12 protein-coding genes and 1 pseudogene are annotated in these 15,279 nt (G+C 68.3%); 6 read left to right on the forward strand and 7 right to left on the reverse strand.

Translation table 11 applies throughout. From position 1 onward, the window contains the following. The first annotated feature begins 667 nt into the window (after positions 1-667). Positions 668-2,338, forward strand: coding sequence for a hypothetical protein (locus tag AC1RRV_RS03265; RefSeq protein WP_492858146.1), 1,671 nt, complete (start codon positions 668-670; stop codon positions 2,336-2,338). Between the two features lie 90 nt (positions 2,339-2,428). Here AC1RRV_RS03265 and AC1RRV_RS03270 read toward each other — a convergent pair whose 3' ends face one another. Next, complete coding sequence (locus AC1RRV_RS03270; RefSeq protein ID WP_492858147.1) at positions 2,429-3,598, reverse strand: low temperature requirement protein A; 1,170 nt, start codon at positions 3,596-3,598, stop codon at positions 2,429-2,431. A 100-nt stretch (positions 3,599-3,698) separates the two neighbouring features. Here AC1RRV_RS03270 and AC1RRV_RS03275 point away from each other — a divergent pair, with 100 nt between their 5' ends. The 4 genes from AC1RRV_RS03275 (at position 3,699) to AC1RRV_RS03290 (ending at position 7,452) form a co-directional block, all read left to right on the forward strand. Continuing rightward, complete coding sequence (locus AC1RRV_RS03275) at positions 3,699-4,196, forward strand: hypothetical protein (protein WP_492858148.1); 498 nt, start codon at positions 3,699-3,701, stop codon at positions 4,194-4,196. Positions 4,197-4,236: 40 nt separating this feature from the next. Next, positions 4,237-5,103 (forward strand): 50S ribosomal protein L11 methyltransferase, encoded by an 867-nt coding sequence (locus tag AC1RRV_RS03280; protein ID WP_492858149.1) that lies wholly within the window; start codon positions 4,237-4,239, stop codon positions 5,101-5,103. A gap of 62 nt (positions 5,104-5,165) precedes the next feature. Beyond that, the gene (locus tag AC1RRV_RS03285; protein ID WP_492858150.1) at positions 5,166-5,585 is read left to right on the forward strand and encodes a hypothetical protein; all 420 of its coding nucleotides are present in this window, start codon (positions 5,166-5,168) and stop codon (positions 5,583-5,585) included. 55 nt (positions 5,586-5,640) lie between these two features. Further along, positions 5,641-7,452, forward strand: coding sequence for an aminopeptidase P family protein (locus AC1RRV_RS03290; RefSeq protein WP_492858151.1), 1,812 nt, complete (start codon positions 5,641-5,643; stop codon positions 7,450-7,452). A 150-nt stretch (positions 7,453-7,602) separates the two neighbouring features. On the opposite strand, the gene AC1RRV_RS03295 is transcribed toward AC1RRV_RS03290, so the two are convergent. From AC1RRV_RS03295 to ligA, 3 genes are all read right to left on the reverse strand, one after another. Beyond that, a complete protein-coding gene (locus AC1RRV_RS03295) occupies positions 7,603-8,022 on the reverse strand; it encodes a DUF2147 domain-containing protein (RefSeq protein WP_492858152.1) in 420 nt (139 codons plus the stop codon). Positions 8,023-8,132: 110 nt separating this feature from the next. Next, entirely contained in the window at positions 8,133-8,762 is a 630-nt protein-coding gene (locus AC1RRV_RS03300; protein WP_492858153.1) for a 3'-5' exonuclease, read from the reverse strand. Then, complete coding sequence (gene ligA, locus AC1RRV_RS03305; RefSeq protein WP_492858154.1) at positions 8,738-11,089, reverse strand: NAD-dependent DNA ligase LigA; 2,352 nt, start codon at positions 11,087-11,089, stop codon at positions 8,738-8,740. Before ligA ends, AC1RRV_RS03300 begins: the two co-directional genes overlap by 25 nt. 130 nt (positions 11,090-11,219) lie before the next feature. Here ligA and AC1RRV_RS03310 point away from each other — a divergent pair, with 130 nt between their 5' ends. Continuing rightward, on the forward strand, positions 11,220-12,353 hold the full coding sequence (locus tag AC1RRV_RS03310; RefSeq protein ID WP_492858155.1) for an acyltransferase family protein: 1,134 nt from the start codon (positions 11,220-11,222) through the stop codon (positions 12,351-12,353). Positions 12,354-12,388: 35 nt separating this feature from the next. Here AC1RRV_RS03310 and AC1RRV_RS03315 read toward each other — a convergent pair. The 3 genes and pseudogenes from AC1RRV_RS03315 to AC1RRV_RS03325 form a co-directional block, all read right to left on the reverse strand. Further along, positions 12,389-12,460: pseudogene (locus AC1RRV_RS03315) on the reverse strand (hypothetical protein); the annotation flags it as partial. Between the two features lie 32 nt (positions 12,461-12,492). Continuing rightward, positions 12,493-14,190 (reverse strand): DNA repair protein RecN, encoded by a 1,698-nt coding sequence (gene recN / locus AC1RRV_RS03320; protein ID WP_492858156.1) that lies wholly within the window; start codon positions 14,188-14,190, stop codon positions 12,493-12,495. 83 nt (positions 14,191-14,273) lie between these two features. Beyond that, positions 14,274-15,206: an outer membrane protein assembly factor BamD gene (locus AC1RRV_RS03325; protein WP_492858157.1), complete on the reverse strand. Its 933-nt coding sequence runs from the start codon at positions 15,204-15,206 to the stop codon at positions 14,274-14,276. Between the last annotated feature and the right edge of the window lie 73 nt (positions 15,207-15,279).

Raw genomic sequence — 15,279 nt, forward strand, 5'->3', positions numbered from 1 at the left:
CATCGACCCGCGTTCATTAAAAACTAGACAGCTTCGCGCAGCACACGACGCTAAATTATCTAGTTAATTCAATATCTTAAATTGCAATCTGAAGATGCGGCAATCATTACGCTCGCCTGTGTGAACAAAGTTTCACTACTGCGAAGGGCCGCCGCTGGGTATCGCCCCGGCTCCCCGATAACGGGAAAAATCCAGTACCCATCGCACACCCTTTTTACGCGAGACTTCCAGAAGCAAGCCGGACCCATGTCGAACGTCGCCGCCCCCTTCGCGAAACATCGCTTGGTTCCCCGTCGGAACGGCGTCGGCCTGATGGCCGCCCCGGTTCGCGCTGGGCGCCGGTGGGCTGACGCGCGACCGCCGAGCTTTCCGATGAGTTCTCGCCGCCGAGACCTCGCTCCCGCGTGGCGACGGCGACCAACGCGCCGAATTCCGATCCCACCAGGATCACCGGCGTCCGGCGACCGACCGCCCACCAGGGCCTAGGACTCCCCGGCCGACGCCCGGCCCTTCCAGACATCCCGTCTTTGAAGATCTCCGATCGACCGTGTGACCCCGTCACGCCGAACCGGAGAACGCCATCCGCGCGCCGCGCGGATCGCGGCCGCGCGCCTGTCACCACACAAAAAAACCAAACAAATCAAAGTCAGAGAGAAGGAATACGACAATGGCAGTTATCTTCGGCACCGATGGCCACGACACCCTGAACGGCACGACCGGCATCGACCAAATGAATGGCGGCAAGGGCAACGACGTCCTGAGCGGCCTCGAGGGCAACGACACGCTCTACGGCGACGACGGCGCCGATATCCTGGATGGCGGCGACGGCGAGGACTACGTGTACGCCGGCGGGACCAACGACAATGACGGCTATGGCGACATTCTGCGAGGCGGCAACGGCTTCGATCGCCTGTTCGGCGGCATCGGCGACCACTTCGACGGCGGCGCGCACGCCAGCCAGGGCGACTACGCCTACATCAACGTGATGGGGCTGACCTCTTCGCTGATCCTCGACATGGGTGGCGCCGGCGTGCAGCAGATCGCGGGCGGCGGCAGCATCGTCAATGTGGAGCAGGTCGAGATCTGGTCGGGTTCGGCCACGGACCGCATCAAGGGCACGGCGACGGGCGACAAGATCCACGCCGGCAACGGCCATGACGCCATCTATGGCGGCGATGGTCAGGACTTCATCTACGGCCAAGCCGACAATGACGTGCTCCGCGGCGAGGCGGGCGAGGACACCCTGCGCGGCGACGCCGGCCACGACCGCCTGATCGGTGGAGATGGCAGCGACACCCTGCAGGGCGACCAGGACCTGGCCAACACCACGGACGGCCAGGATCAGTTGCAAGGCAACGCCGGCAACGACTACCTCTACGGCAACGGCGGCGACGACATCCTGATCGGCGGCGCCGGCGACGACCAGCTGTACGGCGGCGCCGGCGCCGACCGCTTCGCCTTCGCGGGCCAGGGCCAAGGCACGGACCTGGTCCGCGACTTCTCCAAGACCGAGGACCGCTTCGACCTGGACGGCAAGCAGTTCACCGGTGTGGTCAGCGACGGCAACGGCGGCTCGCGCCTGACCTGGGACGGCGGCACGATCATCGTCGAAAAGGTCACGGGCACCCTGGCCGACTGGAACGGCCTGCTGGTCAAGGGCGCCAACACCCTGGTGCGTCTGACCGATGCGTTCGACAACCTGCTGCGCTACAGCCCGGCCAGCGACACCGACCGCGCCTATGTCCAAGGCCTGACCGACAAGGTCGCCTCCGGCCAGATGACCGAGGCCAATGCGCTGAAGACCATCATCAACCTGGCCGACGCCACTTCGGCCGTCGCGACCACGTCCTACGCCTTCTTCACCGGCAAGACCCCGGGCGAAGCGGGCATGGACTATCTGGTCTCGCCGATCGGTCCCAACCCGAACAACCTCAACTCGGCCTACTACCAGACCTTCAACGCCGAGAACCGCTACATCAACTTCGCGGTCAACCTGGGCCGTGATGGCGCGGGCGCGGCATCGTTCGCGGCCGAGTACGGGACCAAGACCCTGTTCGAGGCGACGCGCACGGCCTACGCCAAGATCTTCGGTTCGTCGCCCGACGACGCCAAGGTCCACGCCCTGATCGACGATCGGACCGACTATTTCGCGTCCTACGGCAAGACCGACATGGGCACCAAGGCGGCCATGGTCGGCTGGCTGTTGGCCGAGGCGATGAAGGCGGACGTCGGCAAGTTCGCCGGCTCCAGCAACGCCTACTTCACCGATCTGGCCGATGGCGGCCCGTTCGCCGTCGACCTCGTCGGTGACTACGCCAAGCCCGAATACAATCTCTGACGAGACGGCGCCGGCCCCCTCAGCCGGCGCCTGACCGCCCGAGGGCCGCGCCTCCGCTCACCGCGGGGCGCGGTTTTTCGCGTGACAGCCTCACCGTTTGTCGGGCGGCGTCAGCATCGTCTCCCAGACCCCGACCGCGACCAGGCACAGGGTCGAGAGGATCGACAGCACCAGCGGGCTGACATGGCCGGCGATCGGGATCAGGGTCGCCAGCAGGCCAAGACCAACGATCCGGGTGTGCGACCACCGCCGGAACACCGCCAGCTTGAAGACCAGCGCGCCGAACAGGAACAGGGCCGGTCCGCCGATCACGGCCGCGGCGATCTTGAAATCGGCATGGCCCAGCGGATGGTGCAGCACCCACTCGTCGCCCACCGCCGCCACGATGATCCCCGCGATCGGCAGCAGGTGGCTGTAGGTATAGGCCACGCGCGCGATGGCGCCCGGATTGGACGAATGGGCGATGGCCTCGCTGGCTGCCTCGGCCGTGGACGAGAAATAGATCCACCACATGGCGATGCTGCAGACCAGGGCGCTGGCGAAGGCGGCGATGACGTCCGGAGTCCAAGGCAGACCAATCACCGTTCCACCGGTGACGATGATCGACTCGCCCAGGGCGATGATCGTGAACAGCGCGCAGCGTTCGGCCAGGTGCGCGCCTTCGACGCTCCAGTCGTTGGCGCTGGTCTTGCCCAGGCCCGGCGTCCAGAAGCCCAGCGCCGGCGAGACATATTCCAGACCCATGGCCAGCGCCCAGATCAACAGCCGCGCCTCGCCCTCGACGAATGCGCCGCTGATCCAGAAGACGCCCGAGAGCACCAGCCACGCCAGGATGCGGATGAAGTTCAGTCGGTGGACCGGGTCTCGCCATGTGCTCCAGAGGAAGAACAGCGTCCGCCCCACCTGGATGAAGACATAGGCCGCGGCGAACACCAGGCCGCGCTTGCCGAAGGCGTCCGGGATCGCGGCGGCCAGCACCAGTGCCGCGGCCATCATCACGAACAGCATCACCCGCACCAGCGGCCGCTCGGGGTCCAGCCAGTTGGTGACCCAGGCCGTATAGATCCAGGCCCACCAGACGGCCAGCAGCAGAAGACCCGCGTGCAGCAACCCCGGTCCGTCCGGATGGGCCAGCACGGCGTGCGACAGCTGGGTGATCGCGAACACGAAGACGAGGTCGAAGAACAGCTCCACATAGGTGACGCGGGCGTGCTCGTCGGCGCGGCGTACGCGCAGTAGCTTGGTGGTGCGGTCGGTCATGGCTCTCCCTCGCGGCCAGACTAGAGGCGCCACGGCGAGTCCCGCGAGCGCCTTTCGCAGGCTTCGGCGAACCAAAGGCTGTCTCGCGCGCTATCGCGGCATGGACCGCTTCGCCCCCATCCTCGAAACTCTGAAGGCCTTCGCCCTCACCCGCCCCGTCAGCTATGGCGCGCCGTTCTGCGCCATCGTCGGCGCGCTGGCGGGCCTGGCGATGCAGACGGGTCCCCAAGACGGTCCGTTCAAGCCCGACATGGAGCCGGTCGGCTCCACGACGGAGGCCGTCGCTGAGCCGATCTCCTGGCCGTCCGGCAGGGTTCCCGACTATGTGATCGGCACCGACTTCCTGCGGACCACCCAGCTGCCGCCGATCCAGATGGCGACCTACGACGTCGGCTACGAGGTCCCGCCCGCGCCCGAGGTCCCGCCCTACCAGCCAACCCAGCATGGCCCCGCGAGCCCGCCGCCGGATCCGGACAGCCCGAACTGGGCCTCCCAGCGCGGCGACATCCTTGACGTCTCCCTGCCCGAGGACCGCGCGCCACAGCCGATCCCCACGGTGCTGGCCGACGCGGCCGCTACCGGCATGACGACGCGCTGAAGGCTCGCTTTTTCGGCCGTCTCGCTCTAGTGGGAGCGGCATGACCGACTATACGCCCCAGCAGATCGTCGCCCGCGGCGCGCGCGCCGAAGCCGAGACCGCCGCCGACGCCATCGACAACCATCCGGGCCTGGAAGGCGCGACCTACTCGATCCTCGAAGAGGATGAGGACAAGAACATCTGGCGCATCGACGCCTTCCCGACCACGGAAGACGAAGACGCGGGCGTGATGGCTCTGCTCGCGCAGTACGACCTGAAGGTCACGCGCGACACCCTGGCCGACGCCGATTGGTTGGCCATGGCGCTGTCGGGCCTGCCGCCGGTGCGCGCCGGGCGCTTCTTCGTCTACGGCATGCACGATCGCGGCCGCCTGCCGGCCAGCACCGTCAACCTGCGCATCGAAGCCGGCGCGGCGTTCGGCACCGGCCACCATGGCACGACGGTCGGCTGCCTCCAGGCTTACGACCGGCTGATCAAGGCCCGCCGCTTCAACAAGGTGCTGGACGTCGGCGCCGGCACGGGCCTGCTGGCCATCGCCGCCGCCCGCACGGGCACGAAACTGGCCGTCGGCACCGACATCGACAAGCCCAGTGTGCGGATCGCCAAGGAAAACGCCGAGGTCAACAAGGCCAACGCCCGCTTCGTCCACGCCTCGGGTCTGGGTCACCGTCTGGTCGCCGAAAGCGCGCCCTACGACCTCGTCTTCGCCAACATCCTGGCCCGCCCGTTGATCAGCCTGGCCCAAGATATCAAGCGCGCCCTGGTCCCCGGCGGCACCGTGATCCTGTCGGGCCTGCTGCGCACTCAGGAGCGAATGGTCAAGGCCGCCTACCTGTCGCGCGGCTTCAAGGTCGTGAACCGCATCCATCGCGACGCCTGGGCGACGTTGGTTCTCCAGCGGCCTTAGGAACTTACGTCTCACTGGTCACGTTCCTTCAGCCACAGACCTTGAGGCTGGAGGAACCGCCCGTGACCTATACCGATCCCAACATCCCGCCCCCCGAACGCCGCGTCGAAATTCGCGAGAGCGGCACGAACAGCACCGGCTGGCTGATCGCCGGCATGATCGCCATCGTCGCGGTGATCGCCGTCGGCTTCCTGATGATGCGTCCGACCACCAACGACCCGAACCAGCTGCAGCAGGCCCAGGAGCAAGGTCGCCAGGCTGGTCTGGTCGAAGGCGCCTCGTCGGCGACCCAGGCCGCCCAGATGGCCGCCGAGAATGCGGCCCGCGATGCTCGCACCACCGCCGACCAGGCGCGCCGGGATACTCAGCAGGCCGCCGCGGACGCCAGCAAGGCCGCTCAGGACGCCGCCGACCGCGCGGCCGCCAGCCGCAACGACCAAGCCGTCTCGCCGGACAACCCGCCGGCGCAGCCGCCCCAGTAAACCCAGGGGAAATCGTCCCCTTTCCAGGCCGGGATCGGCGGATTACATCCAAGGCATGCGCCAGACCTTCGATGAATCCACCGACCCGTCCTTTGGACCCAAGCACGTCCCGCTGATCCGCGCCGCCATGGCCGCGCAGGGCTTGGACGGCTTCCTCGTGCCGCACGAGGACGAACACCAGAACGAATACCTCCCCGCCGCCAATGACCGCCTGGCCTGGGCCAGTGGCTTCACGGGCTCGGCGGGCGCCGGCGTGATCCTGAAGGACCGCGCCGCCGTCTTCGTCGACGGCCGCTACACCCTGCAGGTCCGCGAGCAGGTCGATCAGGACATCTTCGAGATCCGCGACCTCGTCGAAGGTGGGGTGCCGGCCTATCTGGAGACCGCCGAAAAGGGCGCGGTGATCGGCTACGACGCCCGCCTGCACAGCCCCTCGGCCCTGGAGGGCCTGAAGGCCGCCGCCACCCGCGCCGGCGCGATGCTCAAGCCGGTCGCCGGCAACCCGGTCGACCAGGCCTGGGGCGCGGCCCGTCCCGCCCAACCGATGGCGCCGATCGTGCCGCAATACGTCGAATATGCCGGCGAGGAGTCGAGCTCCAAGCGGACGCGAGTCGGCGCTTCCATCGGCGCGTTCGGCGCGGACGCGGCTGTGATCACCGCCCCCGCCTCGATCGCCTGGCTATTCAACATCCGCGGCGGCGACGTCATTCGCTCGCCCCTGCCGCTGTCGCAGGCGATCCTGAACGCCGACGGGACCGCGCGCCTGTTTATCGAGCCGGCCAAGGTCACCGCCGACCTACCCGCCTGGCTGGGCAACCAGGTCTCGCTCGAAACGCCGGACAAGCTGGAGGAGGCCCTGGGCGACCTTACCGGCAAGGCGGTCGTGGTCGATCCCGGTCAGTCATCCGCCTGGTACTTCGACACCTTGGCCACCGCCGGTGCCAAGGTCTTGCCGGCCATGGACCCCTGCACCCTGCCCCGCGCCTGCAAGAACGCCGTCGAGCTGGACGGCACGCGCGAGGCCCACAAGCGCGACGGCGCGGCCCTGACCCGCTTCCTGCACTGGCTGGCTACCGAGGGTCAGGTCAATCCGCCGGATGAGAAGGAAGCCGTCGCCAAGCTGGAGGCGTTCCGCGAAGCCACGGGCGTGCTGAAGGACCTTTCCTTCGACACCATCGGCGCCGCCAACGGCCATGGCGCCCTGCCCCACTATCGCCCGACCGAGCGCAGCAACCAGCGGGCGGCCATGGGTTCGCTGCTGCTGGTCGACAGCGGCGGCCAATACCTGGACGGCACCACCGACGTCACGCGCACCGTGGCGATCGGCGAGCCCAGCGCCGAGATGATCCAGCGCAACACCCTGGTCTTGAAGGGCCACCTGGCCATCGCCCGCCTGCGCTTCCCGGCCGGCACGACCGGCTCGGCCATCGACGCCCTCGCGCGGATGGCGCTGTGGGCGCACGGCCTGGACTACGATCACGGCACCGGGCACGGCGTCGGCGTCTATCTGGGTGTCCACGAAGGTCCGCAACGGATCTCCAAGGCCCCCAACGTCATCGCCCTGCAGCCGGGCATGATCGTCTCGAACGAGCCCGGCTACTACAAGGACGGCGAATACGGCATCCGGATCGAGAACCTTGAGGTCGTCATGCCGGCCGAAGAGGTTCGCGGCGGCGACCGCCCGATGCACCGCTTCGAAGCGCTGACCCTGGCCCCCATCGACCGCCGCCTGGTCGACAAGACGATGCTGACGGCCGACGAAGTAGCCCAGTTCGACGCCTATCACGCGCGAGTGCTGCGCGAGATCGGGCCTCGGGTCGAGCCGGAGATCCGGGCATGGATGGAAGAGGTCTGCGCGCCGCTCTAGGGCATGCCTGCTAAATCCTAAATCCTCTCCCCAGCGGGAAAGGTGTCGGCCCGAAGGGACGACGGAGAGGGAAGAAGCCGGCTCACCAGCACTTCCCCCTCCGGTCGCTCCGCGACCACCTCCCCCGCTAGGGGGAGGATCTTGAACCGCCTACCGGATCCGGTTCCAGACCTGCGTCTTGCAGAGTGGCACGATGATGCAGCCCTTCAGCTTCAGCTGATTGTCGCCGATCATCTCGATCGTGCCCGAATAGGTGCCGCCGTCCTCGGGATTGTAGACCTTGCCGCCGGTCCACTTGGTCGGACCGCCCGTGAAGTCGTAAAGCATCTGCAGGTTCTTCAGCGTGCGGGTGCGCTGCGCCTCGTCCTTGTTCTTGCTGTCCTTCAAGGCCGGGTTGGACTTGATGTTGTTGGAGGTCAGCAGCTTGCCGCACAGGCTGTTGCCGCAACGGGCGATCTCGACCTGGCCGCCGTTGCTCGGCGTGGCCCACAGGCCGCTGATGTCGCCGGCCAAGGCTGGGGTCGTCAGGACGCACAGCAGGGCGCCGGCGATCAGTGCGGTGCGGAACATCCAGAACTCCCTAGTGGCGCTTCAAATGCGCGTTTGATCGTCTTGGTTGCGCGATCTCATCGCTCGCGACAAGGCCTGACACGAAAACGAGGCGGGATTTCGGAAAGCGGTCAGGACAAGCGCCGCCACGGGCCGACGGCGGCCCGCGAAGGGGTGTAGCCGTCGTGATCCAGTCGCCCCAGGCTCATGCCCAGCCGTTTCGGCAGATCGCTCACGTGAGCCAGGCCGCTCAGGCCGGCGGCCGCCAGGGCCACCTGCCCGCAGGCATAGGCGTCAGCCGCCGCGTCGTGGTGCGCGAACTCGACGCCCAGGTGGCCGCAGACGACATTCAGCTTGTGCGACGGCAGGTCGGTCCAGACGCTGCGCGCCACTTGCACCGTGCACAGATAGTCGAAACCGGGCGCCCTCACGCCGTAGTGCTCGCAGGTCCGGCGGATCACGCTGATGTCGAACGAGGCGTTGTGCGCCATGACCAGCGCGCCTTCCAGCTCCGGCCGCAGTTGTTCCAGAACGGCCGGCCACTCCTCGGCGTCCTCGACGTGCTCGGGCCGGATGCCGTGGAACGCCATGTTGAACGACGCGAAGCGATTGCCCGGCGGGCGGATGTAGTGGTGCTCGATCCGCGCCACCGCCCCCTCCTCGATCCAGGCCAGGCCGATGGAACACGGGCTGGATCGCTGCTCGTTGGCGGTCTCGAAGTCGATCGCGATGACCTTCATCCGGCCACGAGCTCCAGCCACTCGTCCTCGGTCATCACCTGGATACCCAGCTCGGTCGCGGTCTTCAGCTTGGAGCCCGCGCCCGGACCGGCGACCACGAGGTCAGTCTTCTTGGACACCGACGAGGCGACCTTGGCCCCCAGCCCCTCGGCCTGCGCCTTGGCCTCGTCGCGGGTCATCTTCTCCAGAGACCCGGTGAAGACGATGGTTTTGCCGGCCACCGCCGTGTCGGTCTTCGGCTTGGCCACCGGCTGGATGTCGAGCTCGGCGACCAGGTTGGCCACCTTCTGACGATTGTGCTCTTCGGCGAAGAACCGGGCCAAGGACTGGGCCGCGACCGGGCCGACGCCATCGACGGCGGCCAGATGCAGATAGTCGTCGCCCGGCGCGCCCGAAGCCGCCGCGGCCAGGCCCTCGGCGAAGGCGTCCCAGGTCCCGTAGCGCTGGGCCAGGGCCGCGCGGGCGGGCTTGGTCAGCTTGGGCACGGCGTGGCCGATCTTGATCTCCAGGTCATCGGCCTGAGGCCACGGGTCGGCCAGCAGACCGCCCCTCCCCGCCTCGATCAGCGTATCGAGCGCCTTGGGCCCGACGCCCTGGGCGGTCGAGAGCTCCAGATAGGTCTCGCCCGGCAGGCCCTCGGCGGCCTTTTCGGCGGCGGCCTGCAGGTCCTCGAAGCGGTCGAAGTTGCGGGCCAGCACGGTCGAGGTCGTCTCGCCGATATCACGAGCGCCCAGGCCATAGATCATCCGGTCCATGCCGATCGTGCGGCGCGCCTCGATGCCCTTGATCAGGTTGGCGACCGAGGTCTCGCCATAGCCGTCGCGCGTGCGCAGCGCCGCCAGCTTTTCCTCGTCCTTGGCCAGTTTGAAGATGTCGGCGGGCTCGGTGATCCAGCCCTCCTCGAAGAAGGCCTGCAATTGCTTTTCGCCCAGGCCCTCGATGTCGAAGGCGCGGCGCGACACGAAATGGCGAAGGTGCTCGACGCGCTGGAAGGGACAGGCGAACTCGCCGGTGCAGCGGCGCACGACCGACTCCTGGCCCGAGGCCGTGACCTCGCGGGCCAGCGGCGTCTGGAGCGGACACGGGCAGGCATGTGGGAATTCGTAGGGCTCCGGGGCCGGATCGGGCCGCGCCTCCAGAGCCACCTCGACGATCTGCGGGATCACGTCGCCGGCGCGCTGGATCACCACCGTGTCGCCGACGCGAACGTCCAGGCGCGCGATCTCGTCGCCATTGTGCAGGGTGGCGTTGGTCACCGAGACCCCGCCGACCGTGACGGGCTTCAGCCGCGCGACCGGCGTGATGGCGCCCGTGCGACCGACTTGCAGGTCGATGGCTTCCAGGATGGTGCGGGCCCGCTGGGCGGGGAACTTGCGAGCGATCGCCCAGCGCGGCGAGCGCGAGACGAAGCCCAGGCGGCGCTGCTGCTCTAGGTCGTCGACCTTGTAGACCACGCCGTCGATGTCGAAGCCGAGGGTGGGACGCAGGGTCTCGAACTGGGCGTAGATATCCAACAGTCCTTGAGCGTTCTCGACCCGCTTGGCCGGCGGCGCCGTGGTCACGAAGCCCCATTCGGAGAGCTTTTCCAGCGCGCCCCACTGGCTGTCGGCGAAAGGCTCCGACACCAGTCCCCAGGCGTAGCCGAAGAAGCGGAGTGGCCGCTGGGCGCTGATCTTCGGGTCGATCTGGCGCAGCGAACCGGCGGCGAAGTTGCGCGGATTGGCGTAGGTGCGCTGGCCGGCCTCGAGCGCGGCGGCGTTGAAGGCGGCGAAGGCTTCGAGCTCGACATAGACCTCGCCGCGCACCTCGATCACGTCGGGCCAGCCAGAGCCCTTCAGGCGGTGCGGGATGTCGGCGATGGTGCGCAGATTGGCGGTGACGTCTTCACCGACCCGGCCGTCGCCGCGCGTCGCGCCCTGAACCAGCACGCCCTTCTCGTAGCGCAGCGACGCCGACAGGCCGTCGATCTTCGGCTCGGCCGTATAGGCGACCGTATCGCTGGGCGACAGGCGCAAGAACCGCCGGATCCGCGCGTCGAACTCGGTCGCCTCGTCGTTGGAGAAGGCGTTGTCGAGGCTCAGCATCGGCACGCCGTGCTCGACCGGCGCGAACTGCTCGGCCCGCGCCGCGCCGACCCGCATCGACGGGGAGTTGTCGCGGATCAGGTGCGGAAAGCGGGTCTCGATGTCGAGGTTGCGGCGCTTCAGGGCGTCGTACTCGCCGTCGCTGATCGTGGGCGCGTCCTGCTGGTGATAGGCCAGATCGTGGGCGGTCAGCGCGTCGGCCAGCTGCTCCAGTTCCTCGACGGCCTGGGCTTCGGTGAGGTCGGCGACGGAAATCTGGGACACGGCGGCGAATCCGGCAGCGGCAAGAGGCCGGCAGGTTAGCAACGCCGCCCGGACGGGGGGAGTCAGCTACCGATCACGTCCGGCCGAAAGTGGCCCGGGCCTTGCGGGACAAAGGACGAAGGAGTTCCGCATGTCCAAAGCCGGCACAGGTTCCGCCCCCATGGCCGCCCTGCCCGTCCTGTCGCGAGACGGACCGCTGGACGCCCTGCGCTTCCTGGCGGCCCTGTTCATCGTGCTCTACCACGTGGCCGAGCGAGCTCCGGTGTCGCTGTTCAGCCTTTCGCCCGCGTTCGGGCGCGGCTATCTGGCCACCGACTTCTTCCTGATGCTGTCGGGCTATGTGCTGGCGCGCACCTATGGGCCACGTGTCGAGAATGCTGGCGTCGACACCTTGAGCTTCCTGAAGCGCCGGGTGCAGCGAATCTGGCCGTCGCACCTGGTCATGCTGGCCCTGTTCGTCGCCTTCTTCCTAGCCACCAGCGCCATCGGCCTGGCTCCCCAGAACCCGCAGTGGTTCCAGTGGGACCAGCTGTTGCCGCAGATCTTCCTGGTCCAGGCCTGGTTCGCGCCCGGCAACTCGGGCTGGAACATGCCCACCTGGACCCTGTCGGCGCTGATCGCCGCCTACGCCCTGTTTCCGGTCGTCTGGCGAGCCGTGTCGCGCGCCAAATCGCCCTGGGTGCTGCTCGTCGCCGGCGTCGCCGCCTATCTGGCCCTCGACTATGCCGCCCTCGCCGCCTTTGGCGTCCCCGGCTACCAGCTGCCGCTACGCTTTGGTCTGATCCGGGGCGTGCCGCTGTTCATGGTCGGCCTGCTGGTGGCCCGTTTGCCGGTCGGCGAGCTGGCCCGCAGCCTCGCCGATCCGCTCGCCGCGGTCGCCCTGGTCAGCGTCCTCTGCATCCAGGCGTTCGGCAAGTTCGACCATCTGAGCCTGGCCTTGCTCGCCCTGCTGATCTACGCCGCCGGCGCGTCGCCGCCGAAGGCCTGGCGCTGGGCCGGCGCGGCCGGGCGGCTGTCGTTCTCGCTGTTCCTGACCAACACCCTGACCGCCATCGTCTGGCTGGGCGCGGTGCGCGTCATCGAGCAGAAGGTTGGCCTGCCCTCGGTCGCCGAATGGGCGCTGTGGGCCGCCACGATCCCAGCCGCGATCGTCGTCGCCTGGTTGTTCGAGCGCCTGGTCGATGCGCCGCTGCAGCGCTGGATAAAGGCGCGGCAGACCCGGGTACGCGAGTTGGCGATGCCCGCCAGCCCAATCCAGGCTTAATTTCCCTCGTCATCCCGGAAGCCTCGCAGAGGCTATCCGGGACCCAGGGGCCGATGCAGTGCGGTTGCTCCTGGGTCCCGGCTCTTCGCTACGCTTCGGCCGGGATGACGAGGGTTTGATTGTTTCGAGGAAGTCTCGGTCAGGCCATCAGGGCCCGCGCCGCCGCCCGTGCGGCTTCGGTCACCTCGGCGCCCGAGAGCATCCGCGCGATCTCTTCCTCGCTCTGGGCGGGGGTGAGCGGCTCGACCTTGGTCCGGGTCGAGGTGTCGTCGCCGGACTTGGAGATCCGCCAGTGAGCGTCGCCGCGCGCGGCGACCTGAGCCGAGTGGGTGACGACCAGCACCTGGGCGTTCTGGGCCAGGCGCTTGAGGCGCAGGCCCACCGCGTCGGCCACGGCGCCGCCGACGCCCTGGTCCACTTCGTCGAAGATCATCAGGGGCTGCGGACCGCCGCCCCGTCCGGCCAGGGCCGCCTTCAGGGCCAGGGCGAAGCGCGCCAGTTCGCCGCCCGAAGCAATGGCCTCCATCGGGCCGAACGGCGCGCCGGGATTGGTCGAGATTTCGAAGGCCACGCGATCCAGGCCCGTCGGGCCGGCGCGATCCTCGCCCAGCGGTTCGACGGCGACGCGGAACTTGGCCTTCTCCAGCTTCAGCGGGGCCAACTCGGCCTCGACCGCCTTGGCTAGGGCGTCGCCGGCGGCGCGGCGCTCGGTCGACAACTGCTCGGCGGCGTAGAGATAGGCGTCACGCGCCTCGGCGGCTTCCTTGTCGGCGGCCTTGAGAGCCTCCTCGGAGGTCTCGATGGCCTGCAGCCGCGCGGCGAATTCGGCGCGCTTGGCCGGCAGGTCCTGGACCAGGACATTGAGCTTGCGGGCCATGCCGCGCAGGGCGAACAGGCGCTCCTCAGCCTTCTCCAGGCGATCGGGCTCGAACTCGAAGGATTCGGCGACGGCGTCGATGGTCGCGCTGGCCTCCTGGGCCTCGACAAGCGCGCGGTCGACCGCCTCGCAGGCGGCCGAGAGCCGGGTCATGGCGACGCCCTCGGCGGGGGCCCCGGCCTGCAAGGCGCGATCACGGGCCCGTTCCAGGGCCCGATAGGCCTGAGCCAGCTTGCCGGACAGCGCGTCGCCGCCCAGGGCGTCCTGGGCCAGGGCGATGTCGGCCAGGGCCTTCTCGGCCGAGCTCAGCAGGGCGCGTTCCTCGGCCAGGCTGTCTTCCTCGCCCGCGCGGGGGTCAAGGCGGTCCAGTTCCGACAGACGCAGCGTCAGTTCCTCGGTCTCGGCGGCGGCGCGGCCAGCCAGGTCGCGCAGGCCTTGGGCCTTTTCGCGCGCCGCGCGCCAGCCGCTCCAGGCCGAGGCGACGGCCGAGACGGCGACGCCGCCGAAGGCGTCCAGCAGGCCCTTGTGGGTCTTGGGGTCCAGCAGGCCGACGGTCTCGTGCTGGCCGTGGACCTCCAGCAGCAGGCCGCCGAGGTCCTTCAGCACTCCGACGCTGGTGGCCTGGTCGTTGACGAAGGCGCGCGAGCGGCCGTCCGGCGACAGCTGGCGACGCAGGACCAGGTCCTCGTCCCGGCCATAGTCCAGGCCCTTGTCGTCGAGATAGGCGAAGGCGGGGTGGTCGGCCGGCAGGGCGAAGATGGCCGTCGCCGAAGCGTGGCCGGTCGCCCCGCGCCGCACCAGGCCGGCGTCGGCGCGCGCGCCTGTCGCCAGGCCCAGGGCGTCGAGAATGATCGACTTGCCGGCGCCGGTTTCACCGGTCAACGCGGTCAGGCCCTCGCCGATGGCGAGGTCCAGGCTCTCGATGAGCACGACGTCCCGAATGGAAAGGCCGATCAGCATGTCGCGCAAGATCGCCGGGAATCAGAGTTTTTCAAATAGGCATCGAGAACGGAACGAGCACAAACCCGTTCCATCGCTCGGATCTACATGCCAAGGACGCCCATCAGGCCGCCCTTTTTGGCGCGCTTCTCGCCCGGAGGCGGCAGGGTCGCGTCCTTGTCCTTCGACAGGATGCGCTCCAGCGCGTTGCGCTTCGTGCCGGCCTTCAGGGGCTCGACAGCGGGTCGAAGGCCGTTGTCGTTCAAGAGCTTGTAGGCGTCGGCGTACCAGCGATCGCCCGGGAAGTTGTAGCCCAGGACGGCGCCGTTGCGCTTGGCCTCGTCCAGCAGACCGAGGGTCATATAGGCCTCGACCAGGCGATAGAGCGCCTCGGGCGTGTGCGAAGTCGTCTGGTGGCGCTCGATCACGGCCTTGAAGCGGCCGATCGCGGCCAGGGTGCTGCCGTTGCGCAGGTACCAGCGGCCGATGGCCATTTCCTTGCCGGCCAACTGGTCATTGACCATGTCGATCTTCAGGCGGGCGTCCGTGGCGTATTCGGTGTTCGGATAGCGCTGGACGACGTCGCGCAGGGCCGCCAGGGCCTGCTCGGTGGCCGCCTGGTCGCGGTTCACGTCGACGATCTGTTCGAAATAGCAGATGGCCTTCAGATAGAAGGCGTACTGGGCCGACGGATTGCCCGGATACAGCGAGATGAAGCGGTCGGCGTCGCCGATGGCCTCATTGTACTGGTTGCCCTGATAGTGGGCGTAGCCGGTCATCAGGATCGAGCGACGCGACCATTCCGAATAGGGGTGCTGACGCTCGACTTCACGGAAGTAGTCGACGGCCTCGTTCCAGCTGCCGCGGTCCAGGCGATCGGCGCCGGTGGAGTACAGCAGCTCGACGGGGCGCTCTTCGTAGGCGAGGGTCGGCTTCTTGGGCTTGCCCGCGCAACCCGCCACCGACACGGCGACGAGCATTGCGGCGATGGTGACGGCCGAACGTCCCGAAAAATTACGAAGCACGGAGTCTCTCACCTTCGAAGCAAACGCGCGCCCCTGCGCCGTGCAAGGCTTCTACACCACGCCGCCGAAGGCGCAAATGCGAAGG

The sequence above is a fragment of the Caulobacter sp. GW821-FHT11E10 genome (assembly GCF_058808375.1).